Raw genomic sequence first — 21,808 nt, 5'->3', positions numbered from 1 at the left:
GAAAGCACAGGCGAGTGACCGCGTATTCTGGCCTTAACCGCCTGCTGGCTCTCAGTAACCCAGGGTAAAGCGCTGGCGCTGGTGAGCCGGTTTTTCCACCTCGTTCAGCACGCCATCGGCCAGATCACCAGCGGTGATCCCGGCAGGCTGTTCGCCGCTAAACAGCACCTGATCGCCACCAATCCGATAGCCGCCGCGCTTCTCGCCCGGTTCGAGGAACACCGGGGGAGAGACAAAGCGCCAGTCGAGGGTGGTTTCACGACGCAGGGCGGTGAGACCGTCGCGGGCCGCCAGTGCCCCCTGTTTCCACTCAGCCGGGAACTCAGGGGTATCCACCAGTTGCACGCCGGGGGCAACCTCCAGACTGCCGGCGCCACCTACTACCAGCAGCCAGCTGTTGGCCGCTTTGGCTGCTGCGACGATCGCGTTGGCGCCCTTGAGGTACTGGTCGTAGATATCCGGTGTGGTCCAGCCCGGGTTGTAGGCGCTGATCACCCGATCGTGCCCCTTGAGCACCTCGGCCAATGCCTGCGGGTTTTGGGCATCCACCGCCACGGCGGTGACCTGCGGATGGGCGGCCACCTTGCTGACATCGCGGACGATGGCGGTGACGTGATGGCCGCGGCTGATGGCCTCGTTCAGGATGGCTGAACCGACAAAACCGCTCGCACCGATCAGGGCAATCTTCATGGGGAACTCTCCTTCACTGTGGGAATGGGGCTATCCTACGCCGCCATTTATGATTTAATAATAACCTCAAAAATGCATTCACTTATAAGCTGGATTTAATAATGGAACAGCTCAGACGTTACGCCATCTTCGCCGCCGTGGTGGAAGCGGGCAGCATGACAGGGGCAGCCAAGTCTCTTGGCATGACCCCCTCCGCCGTCAGTCAGCATATCAGCCAGCTGGAGAGCCTGCTCGGACTGCCCCTGCTCCATCGCTCCACTCGTCGTCTCAGTCTGACCGAGGCGGGAGAGGTGGTGTGGCAAGGGTGTCGGGCGTTGCAGCAGACCCTGAGCGAGACCGAGCTGCGCCTCTCGGAGGTGCGCGACGCCCTGCTCGGGGAAGTGCGGATCACCGCCCCGGTGGGGATGGCGGGCCAGCCGCTGGCGCTGGCCCTCTCACCGCTGCTGCAGGCCCACCCCGGCCTCACTATCCAGATCATCGCCGACGACGAGAAACGGGATCTCATTGCTGAGCGGATCGACGTGGCATTGCGGGTCGGCACTTTGCCCGATTCGACTCTGGTGGCCCGCAAACTGGGGCAAACCCGGATGCTGCTCTGCGCCGCCCCCGCCTATCTGACGCGCAAGGGGACGCCGCGCACGCCCGCCGATCTGGCCACCCACGACTGGCTCTGCGGCGACATGCTGGGCAACGGTTTGCTGCTGCAGGATGAGAAGGGGGGCGAGCACAGGGTGAGGTTCAAGGCCAAGGTGCTCTGCAATAACGTGTTGCCCCTGCGCCAGTTTGCGCTGGCGGCGCAGGGGATCTCGCTACAACCGGAGGGAGAAATTGGCGAGGATCTGGCGCAGGGGCGTCTGCTCGAACTGTTGCCCGGTTTTCGGGTGGTGCCGATGGAGATCCACGCCATCACGCCGCAGCGGGAGATCCCGGAGAAGGTGCGACGGGTGGTGGAGGCGCTGCGCAGCTACTTCGGCACGACGATGTCGTCATGAGCTGCGCCTTAATGGTTGAGAAAAGGCGCCCGATTATCCTGAAGGGGAATTATCCATAAGGCGGTTTGTCGAGAAGAGCGATAGCCCGGATGAGGAGATGGGCATGCTTGACTGTTAAGCATACTTAAAACGAACTGACGGCCCGCACCTGATCTTTGAGCCAATTAAGCCCGGTATCCTGACCGGAGCTCTTGTGCCAACTCATGTAGACGGGGCAATCCTCCGAGAGCCAGGGGAGGGGATAGCTGGCCAGATCCAGCGCCTGCCCCAGCTTCTCCATGTGCCACTGGCTGGCGACGCAGAGCCAGTCGGTACGGCTCACCAGATGAAGGGCGGTGAGCAGGGAGTCGCTCTCGTAGGCAATCTGGCGCGGCGGCAGCGGCGCCTTGGTCAAGGTGTTGAGCAGCAAGCTGTCGAGCCGCCTGGTTTGCAATACCACGTGCTTTTCGTTGAAGAAGGTGGCCATGTCGGGGGCTTGGCGGATCCTGGGGTGATCCTTGCGGCAGGCGATGCGCAGGGCCTGGGACATGATCTGCTCGTTTTCGATCCCCTGCTCCGCCATCGGCTTGGTGGCCAGCACCAGATCCACGCTGTGCAGATAGAGGCTGTTCTGGCGCAAGGCTTCGTCCTGCACCTGGGTGTTCCACTCCAGCTGACAGTTGGGGGCTTGGGTCTGCAGCAGGTTGTTGAGCTCCGGCAGGAAGAAGATATCGATATCGGGCACCCCCGCGATGCGAAAGGTGCGCCGACTGGTCTGGGGATCAAAGAGATCGGTACGCTGCAGGCTGCGCTCCATGTCGTGCAGCGGCACCATGATCTCGTGGTGCAGACTGAGCGCTCGCGCCGTGGGGGTGATGCCGCGTCCCTGGCGGACAAACAGCGGCTCACCCACCAGGGTGGTCAGGCGGCTGATGGCCTGACTGATGGCCGAGGGGGTCATCTCCATCATCTCGGCGGCCGTGGTGACACCACCATAGCGGATCACCGCATCGAGGACGCGAAAGAGATTGAGATCGACTTGAGACATGGTGGCTACCGTTAAGCAAGATTAAACAGTTAACATACTGAACAGCCTCTTGTCCGGCCAGCATTCCCTGCGATAACTGTGATGTTTCCCTCTCTATTCGTCATCTTCCATCTTGCCGCGAATGCGATCGAGCCTGTTTTGCAGCCATGCTTGAGCCCGGCAGGTGGTCCGCGGCATAGAGTAGCGCGACCAGCAGCAAGCCGCCCAGAAAGAGCCCGCGAGCGCTTCCCCAATGGCCATTGTGCGTCATCAGGGCGGCCAGCAACAGGGGGCCCAGCAGCTGACCGAAGTTGGCGAGCTGGACAAAAAAGCCCTGCACGATGGCCAGTTGCACTGGCCCCTGACTCACTCCCTGCGCAGACGAGAGGATGGCTGGTGGCGCCATACCGCCCGCCAGGGAGAGGGCGAGGCAGAGTCCATAGGCCCACCACGGCGACAGGCCGGGCCAGAAGGCGAGCATGCCGCACAGCGCCATCAGGCCCAGTGCCCAGTTGATGAGCCGATCTCGTGCCACGCCCCGGCGCAGCAGCCATGCCCCCATCAGGTTGCCGGGAATATTGGCGACCACCGCCAGCGCAGAGAGCAGGGCAATCTGGCTTTGGCCAATCCTGGGAGTGCCTTGCAACATGGTTGGCAGCCAGACAAAGAGCGCCCAGAGCATCAGGCTGTAGAGCGTGAACGCCAACCCGTAGCGCCAGAGTGTCAGTTGTCGGAGCACCGTGAGCTGGCGCAGTGGGCGGCCTGCGTTAGCCGCGCTTTGGGGCCCCCCGACCCGCAGCCCATCTGCCGAGCGACTGGCGAGCAGAAGCAGCAGGGCAGAGAGTTGTGGGATCATCAGGATCAGCCAGGCCAGTCGCCAGCCACCTTGCGCCGTGAGCCAGGGGGTGAGCAGCATACCCGCCGCCGCCCCGAGAGGCAGGTTGACCGCCCACAGGCTTATGGCCAGCCGTTTATCCTCCTCCCGGGTCACCGCCACGATAAAGGCGGGCATGGCCACTGAGACCAGCAAAAAGCCAATCCCCTCGACAATGCGCGACAGCAGCATCATGGCCAGCCCGGTGGCGGGCAGCGCCAACGTACCGCCTGTGACGATAACCAGTAGCCCGACAACCCCGGTTTGCCGCCCACTCCAGCGAGTCAGCAGCAGGCCGAGAAAGAGGCTGCAGAGGATCGCCAGCGTATTGAAAGCTGAGGCGAGATAGCTGGCTTCGACCAGTGTCAGCCCCAGCTCGCTGCGCAGTATGCCGAGTACGGCGGGCACTTTGCCAAGGCAGAGGGCGCCGCTGGCACCGGCAAAAATGGCGAGGAAGACCAGAGGCCAGCGCGTGATTTGTGGCTGATGGCCAGCGAGCGTGCTCATGGCCGATATTGGCCGTTGCGCAGCCACTCATCGTTGAGCTGACCAAATTCGCCGCGCTGATAGGCATGCAGCCGATCTGCAATGGCGTCGTGGCTATTCATGACGAAGGGGCCATGTTTGACCAGGGGGTCATTGAGCGCCTGGCCTGAGAGCTGCACGAAGTGGCAGGGCTCGGTGGCCTCAAGCTGCAGAGCCACCGCCTCGCCGCCATCGGCAGAGAGGCTGACACCCATCCCGTGACCTGCCGGGATGAGGTGCCGCTCTCCCTCCGCCTGCAGGGTCAGCGGTCCGGTCAAGGGATAGATCATCGCATTCCAGCCTGCCGCCAGCAGATGGGTGAAGCGGCTGCCGGGCGCGCAATGGCCATCGAGCAGGGTAAAGGGTTGTGGCAGCTCTGCCGAGTGTGGCGCCATTATCCCGTTGCTGTGGCCTGCGACCACCCGTACTCGCACCCCTTCGCCATGAAACTCGGGGATGGTGGCAGCGGCTGCGTGGACGGCAAAAGGCGACATCATCTTTTGACGGGCAGGCAGGTTGACGAAGATCTGCAGGGCGTGGACATAGGGGGATGCCCCTTCCGGCTGCTCGGTATGTACGGCCCCGCGCCCGGCCACCAGCCAGTGGAGCGCGCCCGGTTCGATGGGGCCCTGATTGCCGAGGGAGTCGTAGTTGACGTGGGGGCTCGTCGAATCCTCGAACAGATAGGTGACGGCAGAGATCCCGGCATGGGGATGGGGCTCGAAGGTGGGGGCGGTCATCTGGAAGTGATCCACCATCACCACGGGGTCTATCAGACCGTTGAAAAAGTGTTCGCCAAAATGGCTGGCTGCAAAGCCGCTGCCAATGCGCAGCGGTTGGCCCTTGACGGGGGCGGAGAGAGTCAGGCGTCTGGTCATCGATATAACCTCTTGAAGATAAAAGATGCCTTCGGTCATCTGACCGAAGGCGGGCGAGTTACGACTTCTTGGCACCCTCTTGCATCTGCCACACCAGGGTGGCGAAAGGCATGTCGAGGGCGCTATAGACATCGTGCGCCTTGGGGTCGACGTTGCTGCGCAGCATCTCGACCGCGGCAGAGGCGTAGTCGGTGACCGGGATACCGGCCCCCAGCAAGCGTTGCAGCCCAGTGGTGCGCTTGGCTTCGTTGAAGGTGCCGGAGGCATCGAGCACTACCCGGGTATCATAGCCGGCAGCCTTGGCAGAGAGGGCCGGGAAGCTGGCGCAGATCTCGAGGGATACCCCGGCGATGATCAGCTGTTTGCGGCCGGTCTTCTCAATGGCGGCGCGCACGGCGGGATCGTCCCAGGCGTTGATGACGGTGCGGTTGATCACCTTCACATCCGGCAGGGCACTGGTCAGTTCAGGCATGGTGGGGCCCCACATGCCATCGGGCATGGTAGCGGTCACGATCACCGGCACGCCGAGGGCGCGGGCGGCGTTGGCCAGCGCCACCACGTTGTGCTTGAGCTCGCCCACCGTGGTGTCGCGCACGCCGCTCAGCAAGCCGACCTGATGGTCGACCAGCAGCAGTACCGCATTGTCTCGGGAGAGCATCTCCAGATAGCGGTTGGGTGATACAGTCGGATGGCTGGCAGCCTCGGCGGCCATGACCGGTGTCGCTGTGGTGGCCAATGTGGCTGTCAGGGTCGCCAGACCGAGCAGGGTGGCAGAGCAGATTTGTCGCAGTTTCATGGTGAACTCCTTGTGATATCGGAACAGTCAAACGGCCCTTGCTGGTGGGGCGGATTGCCCGCGCAGCAACCGTCTGATGGGGACAGGGCCATTATGATGGCTGCAAAAATGGCGACAATCTGGTGAAATGGGTTCTTATCGTTCCGCCAATGGAACGATGTGAATGCACCTCACCCTGACAAAGGCTGCCCGATGACACCACTGGAACTTGATTTGAATGATCTCTATCTCTTCACCCATGTGGTGCAGCGACAGGGATTCACTGCTGCCGCGCGGGCGCTTGGCGTGCCCAAGTCGCGGATCTCGCGCCGGATCCGGCTGCTGGAGGAGCGGCTGGATACCCGGCTGCTGCAACGTACCTCGCGCCAACTCAGCCTGACCGATGCCGGTGAGGTGCTCTATCGCCACTGTCAGGCGATGCTGGCCGAAGCGCAGGCGGGAGAGGCGGCTGTGCGGCAACGGCAGCAGGAGCCGAGCGGTCTGGTGCGCATCAGCGTGCCCATTACCATGGCCGATGCGCTGCTTGCCCGTTTGCTGCCCGCTTTTATGGCGCAATACCCCAAGGTGAGGCTCGCCGTGCAAGCCAGCAATCGGCAGGTGGATCTGCTGGAGGAGGGGCTGGATGTGGTGATCCGCGGGGTGGCCTTCGAGCAGCCCCCCTCCAGTCTGGTGCAGGTGCCGCTCTGTACGGTGCAGTGGGGCGTGCTGGCGACCCCGGCGTGGCTCTCGCGCCACAATGCGCTGGCGCATCCACGCCAGCTGGAAGGAGAGGATGCCCTGCTCTTCAGCTCGCTGGAGCGTCAGGCCGATCTGTTGCGGCTGCGGCACGACAGTGGGGAGAGTGAGGAGGTGGCGGTCAATGTGCTATTGCGCAGCGACAATGTGCAAACCCTCAAACAGGCTGCGCTGGCGGGGCTCGGGATGGTGGGCTTGCCACTTTACGCCTGCGTGAATGAGCTGGCGGATGGGCGGCTGCAACAACTGCTGCCCGAGTGGCGTCCCAAAGATGGCAAGCTGGTGATGCTCTATCCCGCGCGGCGCGGTCTGTCACCGGCGGTCAGGGCCCTCATCGACTTTATCAAGGCGCAGTTGCCTGCACTGCTGGCAGAGGTCGGCCAGCCTCGCTGAGGGGGCTATCCCTCCATCTTGGTGCGAATGCGCTCGAACAGGCTCTGCAGGCAGGCTTGATCCCGATCGGCGGCCCGCACCGCGCCGTACATATGGCGACGAATACCACTCCCGAGGGGGCGGGTGCAGAGCATCTCCTGTCTGACAAACTCGTCGCTGGCCCAGCGCGGCAGGGCGGCGACGCCGAGCCCGGCGGCGGCCATCTGCAGCATCACCGAGGTGTTGTCCACCGGCTTGCAGCGGGCGGGCTCCACCCCGGCGGGCTGCAAAAAGCGGCTGAAGATATCCATGCGGCTGCGCTCCACCGGATAGACCAGCAGCACCTCCGACTCCAGATCGCTCGGCTCGATACGGCTCTGGTGGCAGAGGGGGTGATCCGGCGCCATCACCAGAGTGAGATCGAAGGCAAACAGCGGCTCGAAGTGGAGATCGCCGCGGGCCTGCACATCGGAGGTGAGCAGCAGATCGAGCTGGCCGCCGAGCAGGGCATTGATGGCATCAAAGCCCGGCACTGACTCCACCTCCAGATCCACCCCCGGCCACTGGCGGCGAAAATCGGGCAACAGCGGCAACAGCCACTGGATGCAGCTGTGGCAATCGAGCGCCAGATGCAGCCTGCCCGCATCGCCGCTCTGCAGGGCTTGCAACTGTTTCTCGGTCTGGGCCAGAGCGGGCAACACCTGACGGGCGAGGGCGAGCAGCTGGCTGCCGGCTGCGGTCAGCACCAGCGGGCGGCTCTTGCGCAGGTAGAGCTCCAGATTGAGGCGGGTCTCCAGCTCTTTGAGCTGGTGGGAGAGGGCGGACTGGGTGAGGTTGAGGATCAGCGCCGCACCCGCCAGCGAGCCCTGTTCGGCCAGCGCGGTCAATGTTTTCAAGTGTTTGATCTCTATCCCTGCATTGCTTGGCACTGCCATAAGATGGCTCCTTGTGAGATTGCGTATGGCGTTGATGTGGCTGTCGGCGGTGGCCCGGCCTTTAGCCTCCTGCACCCCTTGATCCTGCCTTCTTGCTACTGCGCTTCTTAACGCATGCAAAAGCGGGCTTCTGTATCCTCGCGGTGAACCTGTTCGGCGGTCAGTTGAGGATTATTTGAGAGCCACTTGAAGAGGATTCAATAGCCAGCGTCACCTTATCTTGTCATTTTGGATGTGTAAACATCTGGATGGCTAAATCATCCAGTTTCCCATCAGATGAATGAGCATAAGGAAATGAACCTATGACACGAGCACACAATCTGGGCTTCCCCCGTATCGGCGCCAAGCGCGAGCTGAAATTTGCCCTCGAATCCTACTGGCGTGGCGAGACCACTCAGGCCGAACTCGTTGCCGTGGGCAAGACGCTGCGTGAGCGCCACTGGCAGGCCCAGCACGGCGCCGGGGTCAATCTGCTGCCGGTGGGCGACTTTGCCTGGTACGATCAGGTGCTCGGCACCAGTCTGCTGGTGGATGCAGTGCCTGCCCGTCACCGCCATGGCGAGACCGATCTCGACACCCTGTTCCGGGTGGCCCGCGGCCGTGCGCCGACCGGCCCGGCGGCGGCCGCCGCCGAGATGACCAAATGGTTCAACACCAACTATCACTATCTGGTGCCGGAATTCAGCCGTGATCAGCGCTTCAAACTGGGCTGGAGCCAGCTGTTTGACGAGGTGGAAGAGGCCAAAGCGCTGGGGCTGCCGGTCAAGGCGGTGTTGCTGGGGCCGGTCTCTTATCTGTGGCTTGGCAAGGAGAAAGAGAGCGGCTTCTCGCGCCTTGAACTGCTCGATCGCCTGCTCATCGTCTATCAGGAGATCCTGGCCAAACTGGCCGCCCAAGGAGTTGAGTGGGTGCAGATCGACGAACCGGCGCTGACGCTGGACTTGCCGGACGAGTGGCGGCTGGCCTACCTCAACGCCTACGAGCGCCTCGCGGGCCCTTGCAAGCTGCTGCTCACCACCTATTTCGGTTCGGTTGCCCATCAGCGCGACATCATCACCAGCCTCAAGGTAGATGGCCTGCACCTGGATCTGGTGGCCGCCCCCGAGCAGCTGGAGACGCTGGTGCCGCATCTGCCCGCCCAGTGGGTCATCTCCGCCGGGGTGATCAACGGCCGCAACGTCTGGCGCGCCAATCTGGCCAAGCTGGCGCCGACCCTGAAGGCACTGAAAGCCAAACTCGGCGAGCGGCTCTGGGTGGCCTCATCCTGCTCATTGCTGCACAGCCCAGTGGATTTGACCCTGGAGCAGGAGCTGGATCCCCAGACCCGCAGCTGGTTCGCCTTCGCCTTGCAAAAATGTTTCGAGCTGGGACTGCTCAGAGACTATCTGGATGGGGGCGAGCTCGACAAAATCACCGCCTACAGCCAGCCCATCGTCGATCGGGAGTCCGACAGCCGGGTGCACAAAAAAGCGGTGCAGTCACGGCTCGCCAGCCTCACCAACAGCGATTTTGATCGCCACAGCCCCTATCCGGTCAGGGCCGAGCTGCAGCGCTCGGATCTCAAGCTGCCGCTGCTGCCCACCACCACCATCGGCTCCTTCCCGCAGACCTCGCAGATCCGGGTATTGCGGCAGGATTGGCGCGCCGGTCGCATCGATGACAGCGCCTACGAGGCGGGCATTAAGGCGGAGATCGGCGATGCCATCGCGCGTCAGGAGGCCATCGGGCTGGACGTGCTGGTGCACGGCGAGGCCGAGCGCAACGACATGGTGGAGTATTTCGGTGAGCTGCTGGACGGCTTTGCCATTACCCGTTTCGGCTGGGTACAGAGTTATGGCTCCCGCTGCGTCAAGCCGCCGGTGATCACCCGTGATATCGACCGCCCGACCCCCATGACCCTGGCGTGGACCCAGTTTGCCCAGAGCCTGACCGACAAGCCGGTCAAGGGGATGCTGACTGGCCCTGTGACCATCCTCTGCTGGTCCTTCCCGCGGGAAGACGTGAGCCGCGAGCAATCTGCCCTGCAAATCGGGCTGGCCATTCGCGACGAGGTGGCTGACTTGGAAGCTGCCGGCATCAAGATCATCCAGATCGACGAACCGGCGATCCGTGAAGGGCTGCCCCTGCGCAAACAGGATCATCAGGCCTATCTCGACTGGGCGGTGCGCGCCTTCCGCCTGAGCGCCAGCCCGGTGGCGGACAGCACCCAGATCCACACCCACATGTGTTACAGCGACTTCAACCTCATCATCGAGGCGGTGGCGGCGCTGGATGCGGATGTGATCACCATCGAGACCAGCCGCAGCCAGATGCAGCTGCTCGAAGCGTTCGAGCGCTTCAACTACCCCAACGAGATTGGCCCGGGCGTCTATGACATCCACTCGCCGAACGTGCCGAGTCAGAGCTGGATTGAGGGGTTGCTGCGCAAGGCGGCCAAACAGATCCCGGTCGAGCGGCTCTGGGTCAACCCGGACTGCGGCCTCAAGACCCGCGGCTGGGAAGAGACGGAAGCTGCCCTCAAGGTGATGGTCGATGCAACCAAAGCGCTGCGCGCCGAGCTGGCGTGAGCAGAAGGTCGTGACCGCTATCGATAAGGTGGCGTGCTGACAAGCTGACAAGCTGACAAGCTGACGGGAGAGGGGAAGCCACTGCTTCCCCTCTCTTTTTCTGGTCACTATTTTCACTGGCTCCTGATCCTTGCCACAGCCCGCTTTGCACTAGGCTCAGAGGTGGCAGGAGTGGATGGAGTCGCGGCCATGGGTGTTGGTATGAGGAGCGCAATCCTGTGGGGATTGCTGATGTGGCAGAGTGCATGGGCGGCGCCAGCGGCCGAGTTGAAGATGGTCTACTTTGACGACTTTGCCCCATATTCGTGGCGTGACGAACAGGGCAAGATGCGCGGGCTGATGATCGACGTGATGAATCGGGTGGCGGCGCAGATGGGGCTGCGGGTGCGCCATGAAGGTTATCCGTGGCAACGGGCGCAAAAACTGGTGCGGATGGCGCAGGCCGATGGCTTCGTGACCATCGCAACCCGGGAGCGGCGCAGTTATACCCTGGTTGTGGAAGAGCCGGTCACTACCACTGTGCTAACTATTTTTACCCAGCGTGCCCATCCCCGCATGGCGGAGTTTCAGCGAGCCAGCCGCTTGAGCGACTTCAAATCACTTACCTTTCTCGACTATTTCGGTAACGGCTGGGGCAAGGAGAACCTGGCGGGCTTCACCGTTCATCACACCATCAATGTCGATAATGTCTTCAAAATGCTGGCGGCGGGTCGGGGGGATCTGATGGTGACCGACCCACTGGTGGCACGCTTCAAACTCAACCAGCTGGGTCTCTCCGGGTTGGTGGTCGAGGTGCCGCTGCAGCTTGCCTCTACCCCGTTCAATCTCTGCATCGGCAAGCACTCCCGCTTCAATACCCGGATAACCGAGTTCAACAGTGCCCTGCAACAGCTGCGACAAAGCGGCGAGTTGGCGCGTATCGTCGAACGCTATCGTTGATGCGCTGCTGCCATCTGCTGTTTTTCCACTGCGTGTCTATCTCGGCGTCATATCGGCGATGGTTGCCCAGAAGGCGTCGATCAAGGGCCCCTTGCTGTGGGGCGGACGAATAAGGCCAATGGTCCAGCAGGCTTCGCCATCTCTCAGGGGCAGGGTGAGCACATCCGGGTGCTCTATGGTGGTGGAGGAGGGGACCAGGGTCCAGGCGATCTCCGCGGCCGCGGTGGCGACGCCGGCGGCGAAGTCGTTGACGTACAGGATATCGCGAAAGCGCAGTCCGCTCTGGGCCAGATAGTTCATCAGGTGATCGTAAAACGATGGCGCCTTGTCCCGACGCAGGATCGCCAGTGGCTTGTCCACCAGATCGGCCAACTCCCTCACATCGCGGTAGCTGGCGGGCAGCACGGCGACGAAGTGGGCCTCGACCACCGGCATGGCGTGCCATCCCTTGGGGGCGGGCAGGCGGCAAAAGCCCAGATCCAGCTTGCCTTCACTGAGCGCCAGCAGCTGGTGGTGGGTGGAGAGATCGTTGAGCTCTATGGTCACCTGCGGCCGCTCGGCGCGAAAGCGGGCGATGGCGGCGGGCACCAGGATCTTGGTGGCCACGCCAAAGCCGATGCGCAGGGTGCCGACATTGCCCGCCAGCACGTCGCGGGCGGTGCGCGAGAGCAGCTCGCTCTGGATGACCACTGCGCGGGCATCCTCATACAGCGCCCTGCCCAGTCCGGTGAGGCGAGTGGTACTGGCGTTGCGCTCGAACAGCTCGCCGCCCAGCTCCTCCTCCAGTCGCCTTATCTGTTTGCTCAGGGCCGACTGGGTAACGTGCTGGCGTACCGCCGCCTGGCCGAAGTGCAGCACCTCCCCCAGAGTGACGAAGGCTTTCAGATCCCGTAGCTCCATCAGGGCTCCTTTCATTCCTGTTGGGAATGTTGAGTGGTCAAATTTGTCATTGGACGGAATTTTAGAAGTGATGGATGCTTATGCCAATTCATTTCGGGCGCCCCGACAGGGGGCGCCGAGTTATCAGAGATGGCTGACACCATCAGCGCAGAAGGAGCAGCACCAGATGCATCACCACAAGTTCAACGACTTCCCGAGCGATTTTCTGTGGGGCGCCGCCTCCGCTGCCTATCAGGTGGAGGGGGGCTGGAATGCCGATGGCAAGGGGCCCTCGGTGTGGGATCTCTTCACCAAGCTGCCGGGCAAGACCTTTGAGGGGAGCAACGGCGATGTGGCGGTGGATCACTACCACCGCATGGAAGAGGACGTGGCGCTGATGGCCGAGATGGGGCTCAAGGCTTACCGTTTCTCGGTGAGCTGGCCGCGCATTTATCCCACCGGTCGGGGGGAGGTGAACGAGGCGGGGCTGGCCTTCTACGAGAAGCTGATCGACACCCTCTTGGCCCACAAAATCGAACCGGTGCTGACCCTTTATCACTGGGATCTGCCGCAGGCGCTGCAAGATGAGTACGGCGGCTGGGAAGACCGACGCATTATCGAGGATTTCGAGCGCTACTGCGTGACCCTCTATCAGCGTTTTGCCGGCAAGGTGAAGTACTGGGTGTCGCTTAACGAGCAGAACTACAACCTGACTAACGCCTATCAGCTCGGCACCCATCCGCCCGCTGTGCAGGATCGCAAGCGCTTCTTCGCCGCCAACCATATCGCCTTTCTGGCTAACGCCCGGGTGATCAAGGCGTTTCGCCAGCATGTGCCAAATGGCCTCATCGGCCCGAGCTTTGCCTACTCCCCAGCCTATCCGGCGTCGTGCGACCCGAAAGATATGCTGGCCTACGAGAACGCCGAGGAGTTCAACAACCTCTGGTGGCTGGATGCCTACTGCTTTGGCCGCTATCCGCAGGCGGCGCTCGCTTACTTGCGGGAAAACGGCGAGGCGCCCGAGATCCTGCCGGGCGATATGGAGTTGCTGCGCGAGGGGACGCCCGACTACATCGGCGTCAACTACTACTACACCCTGACCTACACTGATAACCCCTTGGGCGGTCAGACCCTGCAGCGGATCAACACCACCGGCAAGAAGGGCACCACGCCGTCCAGCGGCATTCCCGGCCTCTACAAGACGGCGCCCAATCCGCACCTTGAGACCAGCAACTGGGACTGGGCTATCGATCCGACCGGGATGCGCATCGCCCTGCGTCGCCTCTCTTCCCGTTACGGCCTGCCACTGATGATCACCGAGAACGGCCTTGGCGAGTTCGACAAGCTGGAGGCGGGCGACAAGGTGAACGATGAGTACCGCATCGATTACCTGCGCAGCCACGTCAAGGCGTGCAAGGAGGCGATGCAGGATGGGGTGGAATTGCTCGGCTACTGCGCCTGGTCGTTCACCGACATCCTGAGCTGGCTCAACGGCTATCAGAAGCGCTACGGCTTCGTCTATGTGGAGCGTGACGAGCAGGGGGGCTCCCTTCGCCGGATCAAGAAGTCGAGCTTCCACTGGTACAGCCAGGTGATTGCGAGCCAGGGCAAGCAGCTCTGACGATGTATTGCGTCGCGTAACCAGCGGGCCCGGGCAATCCCCGGGCCCGCGCTGTTTGTGGCGGGGGAGAGGGGGCAAGCCGGTTTCTCACCGTGCGACTCATCCCTGTTTGCTGATTTTTGTCCTGCCAAAGCCGCCGACCCCTGCTATTATCTGCGGCCGAACATGAGCCAATAAAAATCAGGATATCGTGATGACTGACCACACTTTTATTCCCGGCAAGGACGCGGCGCTGGAAGACTCCATCGAACGCTTCCAGACCAAGCTGCAAGCCTTGGGCTTTGATATTGAAGAGGCCTCCTGGCTCAACCCCGTGCCGAACGTCTGGTCGGTGCATATTCGCGACAAAGAGTGCGCCCTCTGCTTTACCAACGGCAAGGGTGCCAGCAAGAAGGCGGCCCTCGCGTCTGCCCTTGGCGAATATTTCGAGCGTCTCTCCACCAACTACTTCTTCGCCGACTTCTATCTGGGCGAGCAGGTCGCCAACGGCGATTTCGTTCACTACCCGAACGAGAAGTGGTTCCCCATCGAGGGTGACCAGTTCCCGGCCGGTCTGCTCGACAGCTTCACCCGCAAGTTTTACAACCCGGATGGTGAAGTGACCGCCGACATGCTGGTGGATCTGCAGTCAAACAACGAAGAGCGCGGTATCGTCGCCCTGCCGTTCGAGCGTCAGTCCGATCACGAGACCGTCTACATCCCGATGAACATCATCGGCAACCTCTATGTCTCCAACGGCATGAGCGCTGGCAACACCAAGACCGAAGCGCGCACCCAGGCGCTCTCCGAGGTGTTCGAGCGCCACGTGAAGAACAAGATCATCGCCGAGGCCATCAGCTTGCCGCTGATCCCGGACGAGGTCATTGCCCGTTATCCGGGGATTGCCGCCTCCATCGCTGCGCTCGAAGCGGAAGGCTTCCCCATTTACAGCTTCGATGCTTCCCTGGGTGGCCGCTATCCGGTCATCTGTGTGGTGCTGCTCAACCCTAGCAACGGTACCTGCTTTGCCTCCTTCGGCGCCCACCCGCGCTTCGAAGTGGCCTTCGAGCGGACCGTCACCGAGCTGCTGCAGGGCCGTGGTCTCAAGGATCTCGACGTGTTTGTGCCGCCGTCATTCGACAACGAGCAGGTGGCGGATCACCACAACCTCGAGACCCACTTCATCGACTCCTCGGGCCTTATCAGCTGGGATCTGTTCAAGCAGGATGCGGACTTCGAGTTTGCCGACTGGGACTTCCGTGGCACCTCGCAGGAGGAGTTTGATCACCTGATCGGCATCTTCCATGAGCTGGAGCAGCCGGTCTATATCGCCGACTACGAGCATCTGGGTGTCTACGCCTGCCGCATTCTGGTGCCGGGCATGTCCGACATCTATCCGGCCGAAGATCTGCTGCTGGCCAACAACAACATGGGCGCCAACCTGCGCGAAGTGATCCTGGCGCTGCCATCACTTGATTGGGATGCCGAGCAGTACATGGCGTTGTTTGATCAACTGGATGAAGAGGGGCACGACGAGCGTACCCGTGTACGCGAGCTGCTGGGCATCGCCGCTGCCAAGGGTACCGCACTGCACACCCTGCGCGTTGGCGAGCTGAAAGCCATGCTGGCGCTGGCCGCCGGTGAGCTGGAGACGGCGCTGGATCTCATCGACTGGACCATGGAGTTCAACCAGTCGGTGTTTACTGCCGAGCGTGCCAGCTACTACCGCGCTCTCCGTGCCTGCGTCGAGTTGTTCCTCGACGAGGAGCGCGACCCCGAGCAGTATCGCGCCGTCTTCACTCGCATGTATGGTGAAGAGACGCTGGCACAGGCATGGGCCAACGCCACTGGCGAAGCACGCTTCCACGGTCTGGAGGCGGCCGACCTGTCGCTCTCCCAGTTTCCGCTGCACCAGAAGCTGCTGGCGGCTTACGAGAAGCTGCAGAAGGCCAAGCGAGCCCATCACTGGGCGTGATTGTTGTTGTAAAGGAAGGGGCCGTGTGGCCCCTTCTGTTTATCGTGCGGCAAGGCACGGGATTGTTATTCAAAGATGAAATAAAAAACAAAAAATACCCCTAAGGGGGTTGATGGCAGGGCAGGGGATGTGCAGTCGATCTGCAAAGATATCTTGCCAATACCATATTTCCATGCTCTGGAATAAATTCTTTAAAATCATTGCATTAAAAATGTGATATTTCTGTTTCAGCTGATACCTGGTGTAAAGTGGCGTAGCCATCGCACTAAAATATTTGTAGTAAAATTACATTCGCACTCTGATAAACTTGATCAATGTCAATTTTGGCTATTTGGCCCTTTGTTATGATTTCAACAGGCAAAACATTCAGGTAGAAAATAATTGAAAGCTGAATCTCCATTCGATTGTCTCAAGCCCGAAGCCATCGCTGCACTGGCTGAAGACATCACCTATGCCAAGGCTACCAAGCCGGCATACAAGGTCATTCCACTGGCCATCACCGCAGGCGCTTTCATCGCCATCGCATTTATCTTCTACATCACAGTGACTACCGGAACCGGTTCCATGCCTTGGGGTATGGCCAAGCTTGTGGGCGGTCTCTGCTTCTCTCTCGGACTTATTCTCTGTGTGCTGCTCGGTGCCGAGCTGTTCACCTCTACCACCCTGACGCTGGTGGCCAAGGCTGCCAATCGCATCAGCTGGGCTCAGCTGCTCAAGAATTGGGGTCTGGTCTACTTCGGCAACCTGATTGGCGGTCTGCTGATGGTGGCGCTGATCATCGTTTCTGCCGAGTACACGGCCGCAGACGGTCAGTGGGGCCTTAACGCCCTCAAAGTGGCCCAACACAAAATTCACCACACCTTCTTCGAAGCGGTGGCGCTGGGTATCCTCTGTAACCTGATGGTATGTCTTGCTGCCTGGATGGCCTTTGGTGCCCGCAGCGCGACTGACAAGGTAGTGGTTATGCTGCTGCCGGTTGCCATGTTCGTTGCATCAGGTTTCGAGCACAGCATCGCAAACATGTTTATGATTCCGGTTGGTATCGCTATCCACAGCGTGGCTAGTCCGGAATTTTGGCAGGCCATCGGCCAGGATCCGGCAACCTTTGCTGACCTGACCGTATCCAACTTCGTCCTACACAACCTCATCCCCGTGACCATCGGCAATATCATCGGTGGTGGCGTGATGGTTGGTCTGACTTACTGGTTTATCTTCCGTCGTCATCATTAAGGATGATTGCGGGATACTACATCAATACCGTGTGAGGTAATGAAAAATGGCAGAACTTAACGAACAGTTCCAAAAAGCATGGGAAGGCTTCGCGGCCGGTGAATGGCAGACCTCTGTCAACACCCGTGACTTCATCCAGAAGAACTACACCCCGTATGAAGGTGACGAGTCCTTCCTGGCTGGCGCGACCGAAGCGACCACCAAGCTGTGGGACAAGGTCATGGAAGGGATCAAAATCGAGAACCGCACTCACGCGCCGGTCGATTTTGATACTGACCTGCCCTCCACCATTACCGCACACGATGCCGGTTATATCGATCAGAGCCTGGAGCAGATCGTTGGTCTGCAGACTGACAAGCCGCTGAAGCGCGCCATCATCGCCAACGGCGGTATCAAGATGGTTAAAACTTCTTGCGAAGTGTACGGTCGTCAACTGGACCCGATGGTCGAGAAGATCTTCACCGAGTACCGCAAGACTCACAACCAGGGCGTGTTTGACGTTTACACCAAAGACATCCTGAACTGCCGTAAGTCTGGTGTTATCACCGGTCTGCCGGATGCCTACGGCCGTGGCCGTATCATCGGTGACTACCGTCGTGTAGCCCTGTACGGTATCGACTTCCTGATGGCCGACAAACTGGCCCAGTTCAAGTCCCTGCAAGCTGACCTGGAAAACGGCGTCAACCTGGAAGCTACCATCCGTCTGCGCGAAGAGATCTCCGAGCAGCACCGTGCCCTGGCACAGATGAAGGTGATGGCTGCCAAGTACGGTTGCGATATCTCCGTACCGGCCAAGAACGCCAAAGAAGCTGTCCAGTGGACCTACTTCGCCTACCTGGCGGCAGTCAAGTCCCAGAACGGTGCAGCCATGTCCTTCGGTCGTACCTCCAGCTTCCTGGATATCTACATCGAGCGTGACCTGCAGAAAGGCCTGATCACCGAGCAAGAAGCCCAGGAGCTGATGGACCACATGGTCATGAAGCTGCGTATGGTTCGCTTCCTGCGTACCCCGGAATACGATTCACTGTTCTCCGGCGACCCGATGTGGGCTACCGAGACCCTGGCTGGTATGGGCGTTGATGGCCGTACCCTGGTCACCAAGAACAGCTTCCGTATGCTGAACACTCTGTACACCATGGGCCCGTCCCCTGAGCCGAACCTGACCATCCTGTGGTCCGAGAAGCTGCCGGTCGGTTTCAAGAAGTACTGTGCCAAGGTATCCATCGAGACCTCTTCCGTTCAGTACGAGAACGACGATCTGATGCGTCCGGATTTCAACAACGATGACTACGCCATCGCTTGCTGTGTATCCCCGATGATCGTTGGTAAGCAGATGCAGTTCTTCGGTGCTCGTGCCAACCTGGCCAAGACCATGCTGTATGCAATCAACGGCGGTATGGACGAGAAGCTCAAGATCCAGGTCGGTCCGAAAACCGAAATGGTCAAGTCCGAGTACCTCGACTACAACGACGTAATGGATCGTCTGGACCACTTCATGGATTGGCTGGCCAAGCAATACGTTGCTGCCCTGAACATCATCCACTACATGCACGACAAGTACAGCTACGAAGCCTCTCTGATGGCGCTGCACGACCGTGACGTATATCGCACCATGGCGTGTGGTATCGCGGGTCTGTCCGTAGCCGCTGACTCCCTGTCTGCCATCAAGTACGCCAAGGTCAAGCCGATTCGTGACGAAGATGGCGTAGCCATCGACTTCGAAATCGACGGCGAATACCCGCAGTTCGGTAACAACGACGCTCGCGTCGATGATATCGCCTGTGACCTGGTTGAGCGCTTCATGAAGAAGATTCAGAAGCTGAACACCTACCGTGGTGCTGTTGCTACCCAGTCTGTTCTGACCATCACCTCCAATGTGGTATATGGCAAGAAGACCGGTAACACCCCGGATGGCCGTCGTGCCGGTGCTCCGTTCGGCCCGGGGGCAAACCCGATGCACGGTCGTGACCAGAAAGGTGCTGTTGCTTCCCTGACTTCCGTAGCCAAGCTGCCGTTCGCTTACGCTAAAGATGGTATCTCCTATACCTTCTCCATCGTTCCGAACGCACTGGGTAAAGATATGGAAGCCCAGAAAGCCAACCTGGCTGGCCTGATGGACGGTTACTTCCACCACGAATCCAACGTAGAGGGTGGTCAGCACCTGAACGTTAACGTGATGAACCGTGAAATGCTGCTGGACGCCATGGAAAATCCGGAGAAATATCCGCAGTTGACCATCCGCGTATCCGGTTATGCCGTTCGCTTCAACTCTTTGACCAAAGAGCAACAGCAAGACGTCATCACCCGTACCTTCACTGCTTCTCTGTAATCGAGAGATAGTGAGCAAAAACCGGCGCCAAGGCGCCGGTTTTTTTATGTTTGGTTTTTATTGCTAAAGAACTCCGTGGACAATGCCAACCTTGAAATTCAGGATGACAATAGGTATAACCACGCGTTTGAGAAGGCATATTAAGTGAGCGGTATGATGCAATCCTCCTTTTGGCAGACCAAGAGTCTGCAGCAGATGACTGAATCCGAGTGGGAATCCCTCTGCGATGGTTGCGGTAAATGTTGCCTTAACAAGCTCATTGATGAAGATACAGATGAGCTTGTATTCACCAATGTGGCTTGTAACCTGCTCAATACCAAGACCTGCCAGTGTTCCGATTATCTTAATCGCTTCAAAAAAGAGCCTGACTGTCTGCAGATAACTCACGACAAGATTGCCGAATATGATTGGCTCCCCTCTACTTGTGCCTATCGTTTACTAGCTGACGGGGATACTCTGCCAGAGTGGCATCCGCTGCTGACCGGCAGTCGCTCTGCCATGCATCAGGCGGGTCAATCTGTACGTGGCAAAGTGGTTCACGAGGAGCAGGCTGGTGAGTGGATTGATCACATAATCACTTGGGCCAGCTGAGCCAAGCGACCAAGTGCAATGTGGCCTGATCTAGAAGCTGAAAACGTCACCCATTTTTAGCTTGTGTTTTCTACCTCAAAACCCCCGATATAGCGTATCGGGGGTTTTGTCGTTCAGAAGGCGGTTCTGGCGTTCGCTTGTTGTAGATATCAGCGGTCCCACTCAGATGACCTGTGCTTGAAGCGGCCTCTCTTGACCATCACTACAACAAAGGTCAGCAAGTCTGGTTGATCTGTTCAGTCAGTGTCTATTGGGCAACCAGATAGAGCTCCTTGCTGTAGACCACATCCTGCGGGTTAAGGTGGGGGTAGCCTTTCACGAAAGGCTTGAGCAACCTTGATTTGACCGAGAAATAGATGGGGGCGATGGGGGCATCCGCATCAATGAGTGCCTCTGCCTGTTGATACAGGGCATTGCGTTCAGCGGGCTCCAGCGAGTCGTGGGCCTTGGCCAGCAGGGCGTCGTACTCCTTGTTGAACCACTTGCCGCTGTTGGCACTGCTACTGGAGGTCATGATGTCGAGGAAGGTTGAGGCATCGTTATAATCCCCGTTCCAGCCATAGCGGCTAACGCCAAAATCCCCCTCGTTGAGTGCCGAGACCATGGTCTTCCACTCCATGTTGTTGAGGGTGGCAGTGACCCCCAGGTTGTGTTTCCACATGGAGGAGACGGCCAGCGCAATCTTTTTGTGGCTCTCGTTGGTGTTGTAGAGAATGTCCACTGTGAGTGGCTTGTCCGGGCCATAGCCCGCTTCGGCCAACAGGGCTTTGGCCTGCTTGATCCGCTCCTCTTTGCTCTGCAGCTGGCTGGCCGGTTTTTTCAATTCAAAACCGTCCACAATGGGGGGCGTGAAGCTATATGCGGCAATTTGTCCCTGTCCCAGGATCTTGTCGGTGATGGTCTCCCGGTCGATGGCGAGCGAAAGCGCCTTGCGTACTTTCGGGTCATCGAACGGTTTGCGCTGGGTATTGAAGACATAGTAATAGCTGGCCAGCGTGGGGACGCTGACCAGTTCTTCCGGGCTCTTGCTCTTGAGCTGTTTGTACTGCTCCAGCGGATAAGTGGTGTAGTGCAGTTCACCGGTGCGATAGCGGTTGTAGGCGGCGGTTTCGGAGACGATCTCCAGATAGATCACCTTGTTCAGGACGGTGTGCTGGTTGTTCCAGTAGTGGGGATTGCGCTCGGCACTCAGCCGCTCGTTGGGGGTCCACTCCTTGAGCACAAAGGCACCGTTGGAGACGATATTGCCCGGTTTGACCCAATCCTTACCGTATTTTTCGATGGTGGCCTTGGGGGCCGGGAACGTGGTGTAGTGGGCCAGCGTCTTCAGGAAGAAGGGGACCGGATTTTTCAGGGTGACCTGCAGGGTGTGGTCATCGAGCGCCTTGATCCCGAGCTCTGACGGGCTCTTCTTGCCTTGGGTCACCTCGCTTGCATTGACCACTCCGGTCAACTCGATAAACCAGGCGTAGTTGGAGGCCGTCTTGGGATCGGCCGCCCGTTGCCAGCCGTAGACATAATCGGCGGCGGTGACAGGTTCACCGTTTGACCACTTGGCCTCGGGCCTCAGCTTGAAGGTGTAGACGGTACCTGTCTTGTCGACGTCGTAGCTGACGGCGCCTGCTGGTTTGATCTTGCCGGTATTATCCAGCTCATAGAGCCCTTCAAACAGATCGTTGACGATGGCACTACCGGCGGTCTCTTCTACCAGCTGGGGGTCGATGGTGGTGGGTTCGGTGCCGATATTGGTCACGTAGATTTGTTGGGCATCCGGCAGCAGCTTGGTACCGGCAGGCACCTGGGCAGCCCAGGCGGGAAGGGCAAACAGTCCGGCTACCATGCCGGCAATGAGAGTCTTGTTCATTGATAATCCTTGAGTTTTATTTGCTTCCAAA

Annotated in this window: 17 protein-coding genes; 9 read left to right on the top strand and 8 right to left on the bottom strand. The window is 59.9% G+C overall.

Going from position 1 to position 21,808, the window contains the following annotated elements; translation table 11 throughout:
* Nucleotides 1–51 precede the first annotated feature (51 nt).
* On the bottom strand, nt 52–690 hold the full coding sequence (locus AACS18_RS00800) for an NAD(P)-dependent oxidoreductase (RefSeq protein ID WP_021231373.1): 639 nt from the start codon (nt 688–690) through the stop codon (nt 52–54).
* A 101-nt stretch (nt 691–791) separates the two neighbouring features.
* Between AACS18_RS00800 and AACS18_RS00795 the strand changes: the two genes are divergently transcribed.
* The gene (locus AACS18_RS00795) at nt 792–1,682 is read left to right on the top strand and encodes a LysR family transcriptional regulator (RefSeq protein WP_108613470.1); all 891 of its coding nucleotides are present in this window, start codon (nt 792–794) and stop codon (nt 1,680–1,682) included.
* 124 nt (nt 1,683–1,806) lie between these two features.
* Here AACS18_RS00795 and AACS18_RS00790 read toward each other — a convergent pair whose 3' ends face one another.
* From AACS18_RS00790 to AACS18_RS00775, 4 genes are all read right to left on the bottom strand, one after another.
* Complete coding sequence (locus tag AACS18_RS00790; RefSeq protein ID WP_005352600.1) at nt 1,807–2,709, bottom strand: LysR family transcriptional regulator; 903 nt, start codon at nt 2,707–2,709, stop codon at nt 1,807–1,809.
* A 100-nt stretch (nt 2,710–2,809) separates the two neighbouring features.
* Nucleotides 2,810–4,069: an MFS transporter gene (locus tag AACS18_RS00785; protein WP_108613469.1), complete on the bottom strand. Its 1,260-nt coding sequence runs from the start codon at nt 4,067–4,069 to the stop codon at nt 2,810–2,812.
* On the bottom strand, nt 4,066–4,965 hold the full coding sequence (locus AACS18_RS00780; protein WP_108613474.1) for a pirin family protein: 900 nt from the start codon (nt 4,963–4,965) through the stop codon (nt 4,066–4,068). Before AACS18_RS00780 ends, AACS18_RS00785 begins: the two co-directional genes overlap by 4 nt.
* A gap of 58 nt (nt 4,966–5,023) precedes the next feature.
* Entirely contained in the window at nt 5,024–5,761 is a 738-nt protein-coding gene (locus AACS18_RS00775) for an isochorismatase family protein (protein ID WP_108613468.1), read from the bottom strand.
* A 192-nt stretch (nt 5,762–5,953) separates the two neighbouring features.
* Here AACS18_RS00775 and AACS18_RS00770 point away from each other — a divergent pair, with 192 nt between their 5' ends.
* A complete protein-coding gene (locus AACS18_RS00770; protein ID WP_058058730.1) occupies nt 5,954–6,889 on the top strand; it encodes a LysR substrate-binding domain-containing protein in 936 nt (311 codons plus the stop codon).
* Nucleotides 6,890–6,894: 5 nt separating this feature from the next.
* On the opposite strand, the gene AACS18_RS00765 is transcribed toward AACS18_RS00770, so the two are convergent.
* Complete coding sequence (locus tag AACS18_RS00765; RefSeq protein ID WP_108613467.1) at nt 6,895–7,803, bottom strand: LysR substrate-binding domain-containing protein; 909 nt, start codon at nt 7,801–7,803, stop codon at nt 6,895–6,897.
* A 302-nt stretch (nt 7,804–8,105) separates the two neighbouring features.
* Between AACS18_RS00765 and metE the strand changes: the two genes are divergently transcribed.
* Together metE and AACS18_RS00755 are read left to right on the top strand one after the other, a co-directional pair.
* On the top strand, nt 8,106–10,370 hold the full coding sequence (gene metE / locus AACS18_RS00760; protein ID WP_108613466.1) for a 5-methyltetrahydropteroyltriglutamate--homocysteine S-methyltransferase: 2,265 nt from the start codon (nt 8,106–8,108) through the stop codon (nt 10,368–10,370).
* Between the two features lie 189 nt (nt 10,371–10,559).
* Nucleotides 10,560–11,309, top strand: coding sequence for a substrate-binding periplasmic protein (locus AACS18_RS00755; protein ID WP_108613465.1), 750 nt, complete (start codon nt 10,560–10,562; stop codon nt 11,307–11,309).
* Nucleotides 11,310–11,345: 36 nt separating this feature from the next.
* Here AACS18_RS00755 and AACS18_RS00750 read toward each other — a convergent pair whose 3' ends face one another.
* On the bottom strand, nt 11,346–12,209 hold the full coding sequence (locus AACS18_RS00750) for a LysR family transcriptional regulator (RefSeq protein ID WP_108613464.1): 864 nt from the start codon (nt 12,207–12,209) through the stop codon (nt 11,346–11,348).
* A gap of 166 nt (nt 12,210–12,375) precedes the next feature.
* Here AACS18_RS00750 and AACS18_RS00745 point away from each other — a divergent pair, with 166 nt between their 5' ends.
* The 5 genes from AACS18_RS00745 to AACS18_RS00725 all read left to right on the top strand — a co-directional run bounded on the left by AACS18_RS00745 (nt 12,376) and on the right by AACS18_RS00725 (nt 19,913).
* A complete protein-coding gene (locus AACS18_RS00745) occupies nt 12,376–13,809 on the top strand; it encodes a glycoside hydrolase family 1 protein (RefSeq protein WP_108613463.1) in 1,434 nt (477 codons plus the stop codon).
* Nucleotides 13,810–14,002: 193 nt separating this feature from the next.
* The gene (gene ycaO / locus AACS18_RS00740) at nt 14,003–15,763 is read left to right on the top strand and encodes a 30S ribosomal protein S12 methylthiotransferase accessory factor YcaO (protein WP_005352574.1); all 1,761 of its coding nucleotides are present in this window, start codon (nt 14,003–14,005) and stop codon (nt 15,761–15,763) included.
* A gap of 381 nt (nt 15,764–16,144) precedes the next feature.
* On the top strand, nt 16,145–16,993 hold the full coding sequence (gene focA, locus AACS18_RS00735) for a formate transporter FocA (protein ID WP_005333620.1): 849 nt from the start codon (nt 16,145–16,147) through the stop codon (nt 16,991–16,993).
* A 46-nt stretch (nt 16,994–17,039) separates the two neighbouring features.
* Nucleotides 17,040–19,322 (top strand): formate C-acetyltransferase, encoded by a 2,283-nt coding sequence (pflB, locus tag AACS18_RS00730; RefSeq protein ID WP_108613462.1) that lies wholly within the window; start codon nt 17,040–17,042, stop codon nt 19,320–19,322.
* A gap of 156 nt (nt 19,323–19,478) precedes the next feature.
* Entirely contained in the window at nt 19,479–19,913 is a 435-nt protein-coding gene (locus AACS18_RS00725) for a YcgN family cysteine cluster protein (protein WP_075112995.1), read from the top strand.
* Nucleotides 19,914–20,160: 247 nt separating this feature from the next.
* On the opposite strand, the gene AACS18_RS00720 is transcribed toward AACS18_RS00725, so the two are convergent.
* Complete coding sequence (locus tag AACS18_RS00720; RefSeq protein ID WP_108613461.1) at nt 20,161–21,777, bottom strand: peptide ABC transporter substrate-binding protein; 1,617 nt, start codon at nt 21,775–21,777, stop codon at nt 20,161–20,163.
* Nucleotides 21,778–21,808 lie beyond the last annotated feature (31 nt).

Origin of the sequence: Aeromonas sp. HMWF015 (genome assembly GCF_963878965.1) — a bacterium.
Lineage (GTDB): Bacteria > Pseudomonadota > Gammaproteobacteria > Enterobacterales > Aeromonadaceae > Aeromonas > Aeromonas veronii.
This window is presented reverse-complemented; position numbering and strand designations above follow the sequence as displayed.

Coding starts and splice junctions, on each gene's coding strand:
- AACS18_RS00800 (WP_021231373.1), bottom strand. CDS start 690: ATGAAGATTGCCCTGATCGGTGCGAGCGGTTTTGTCGGTTCAGCCATC.
- AACS18_RS00795 (WP_108613470.1), top strand. CDS start 792: ATGGAACAGCTCAGACGTTACGCCATCTTCGCCGCCGTGGTGGAAGCG.
- AACS18_RS00790 (WP_005352600.1), bottom strand. CDS start 2,709: ATGTCTCAAGTCGATCTCAATCTCTTTCGCGTCCTCGATGCGGTGATC.
- AACS18_RS00785 (WP_108613469.1), bottom strand. CDS start 4,069: ATGAGCACGCTCGCTGGCCATCAGCCACAAATCACGCGCTGGCCTCTG.
- AACS18_RS00780 (WP_108613474.1), bottom strand. CDS start 4,965: ATGACCAGACGCCTGACTCTCTCCGCCCCCGTCAAGGGCCAACCGCTG.
- AACS18_RS00775 (WP_108613468.1), bottom strand. CDS start 5,761: ATGAAACTGCGACAAATCTGCTCTGCCACCCTGCTCGGTCTGGCGACC.
- AACS18_RS00770 (WP_058058730.1), top strand. CDS start 5,954: ATGACACCACTGGAACTTGATTTGAATGATCTCTATCTCTTCACCCAT.
- AACS18_RS00765 (WP_108613467.1), bottom strand. CDS start 7,803: ATGGCAGTGCCAAGCAATGCAGGGATAGAGATCAAACACTTGAAAACA.
- metE (WP_108613466.1), top strand. CDS start 8,106: ATGACACGAGCACACAATCTGGGCTTCCCCCGTATCGGCGCCAAGCGC.
- AACS18_RS00755 (WP_108613465.1), top strand. CDS start 10,560: ATGGGTGTTGGTATGAGGAGCGCAATCCTGTGGGGATTGCTGATGTGG.
- AACS18_RS00750 (WP_108613464.1), bottom strand. CDS start 12,209: ATGGAGCTACGGGATCTGAAAGCCTTCGTCACTCTGGGGGAGGTGCTG.
- AACS18_RS00745 (WP_108613463.1), top strand. CDS start 12,376: ATGCATCACCACAAGTTCAACGACTTCCCGAGCGATTTTCTGTGGGGC.
- ycaO (WP_005352574.1), top strand. CDS start 14,003: ATGACTGACCACACTTTTATTCCCGGCAAGGACGCGGCGCTGGAAGAC.
- pflB (WP_108613462.1), top strand. CDS start 17,040: ATGGCAGAACTTAACGAACAGTTCCAAAAAGCATGGGAAGGCTTCGCG.
- AACS18_RS00725 (WP_075112995.1), top strand. CDS start 19,479: ATGCAATCCTCCTTTTGGCAGACCAAGAGTCTGCAGCAGATGACTGAA.
- AACS18_RS00720 (WP_108613461.1), bottom strand. CDS start 21,777: ATGAACAAGACTCTCATTGCCGGCATGGTAGCCGGACTGTTTGCCCTT.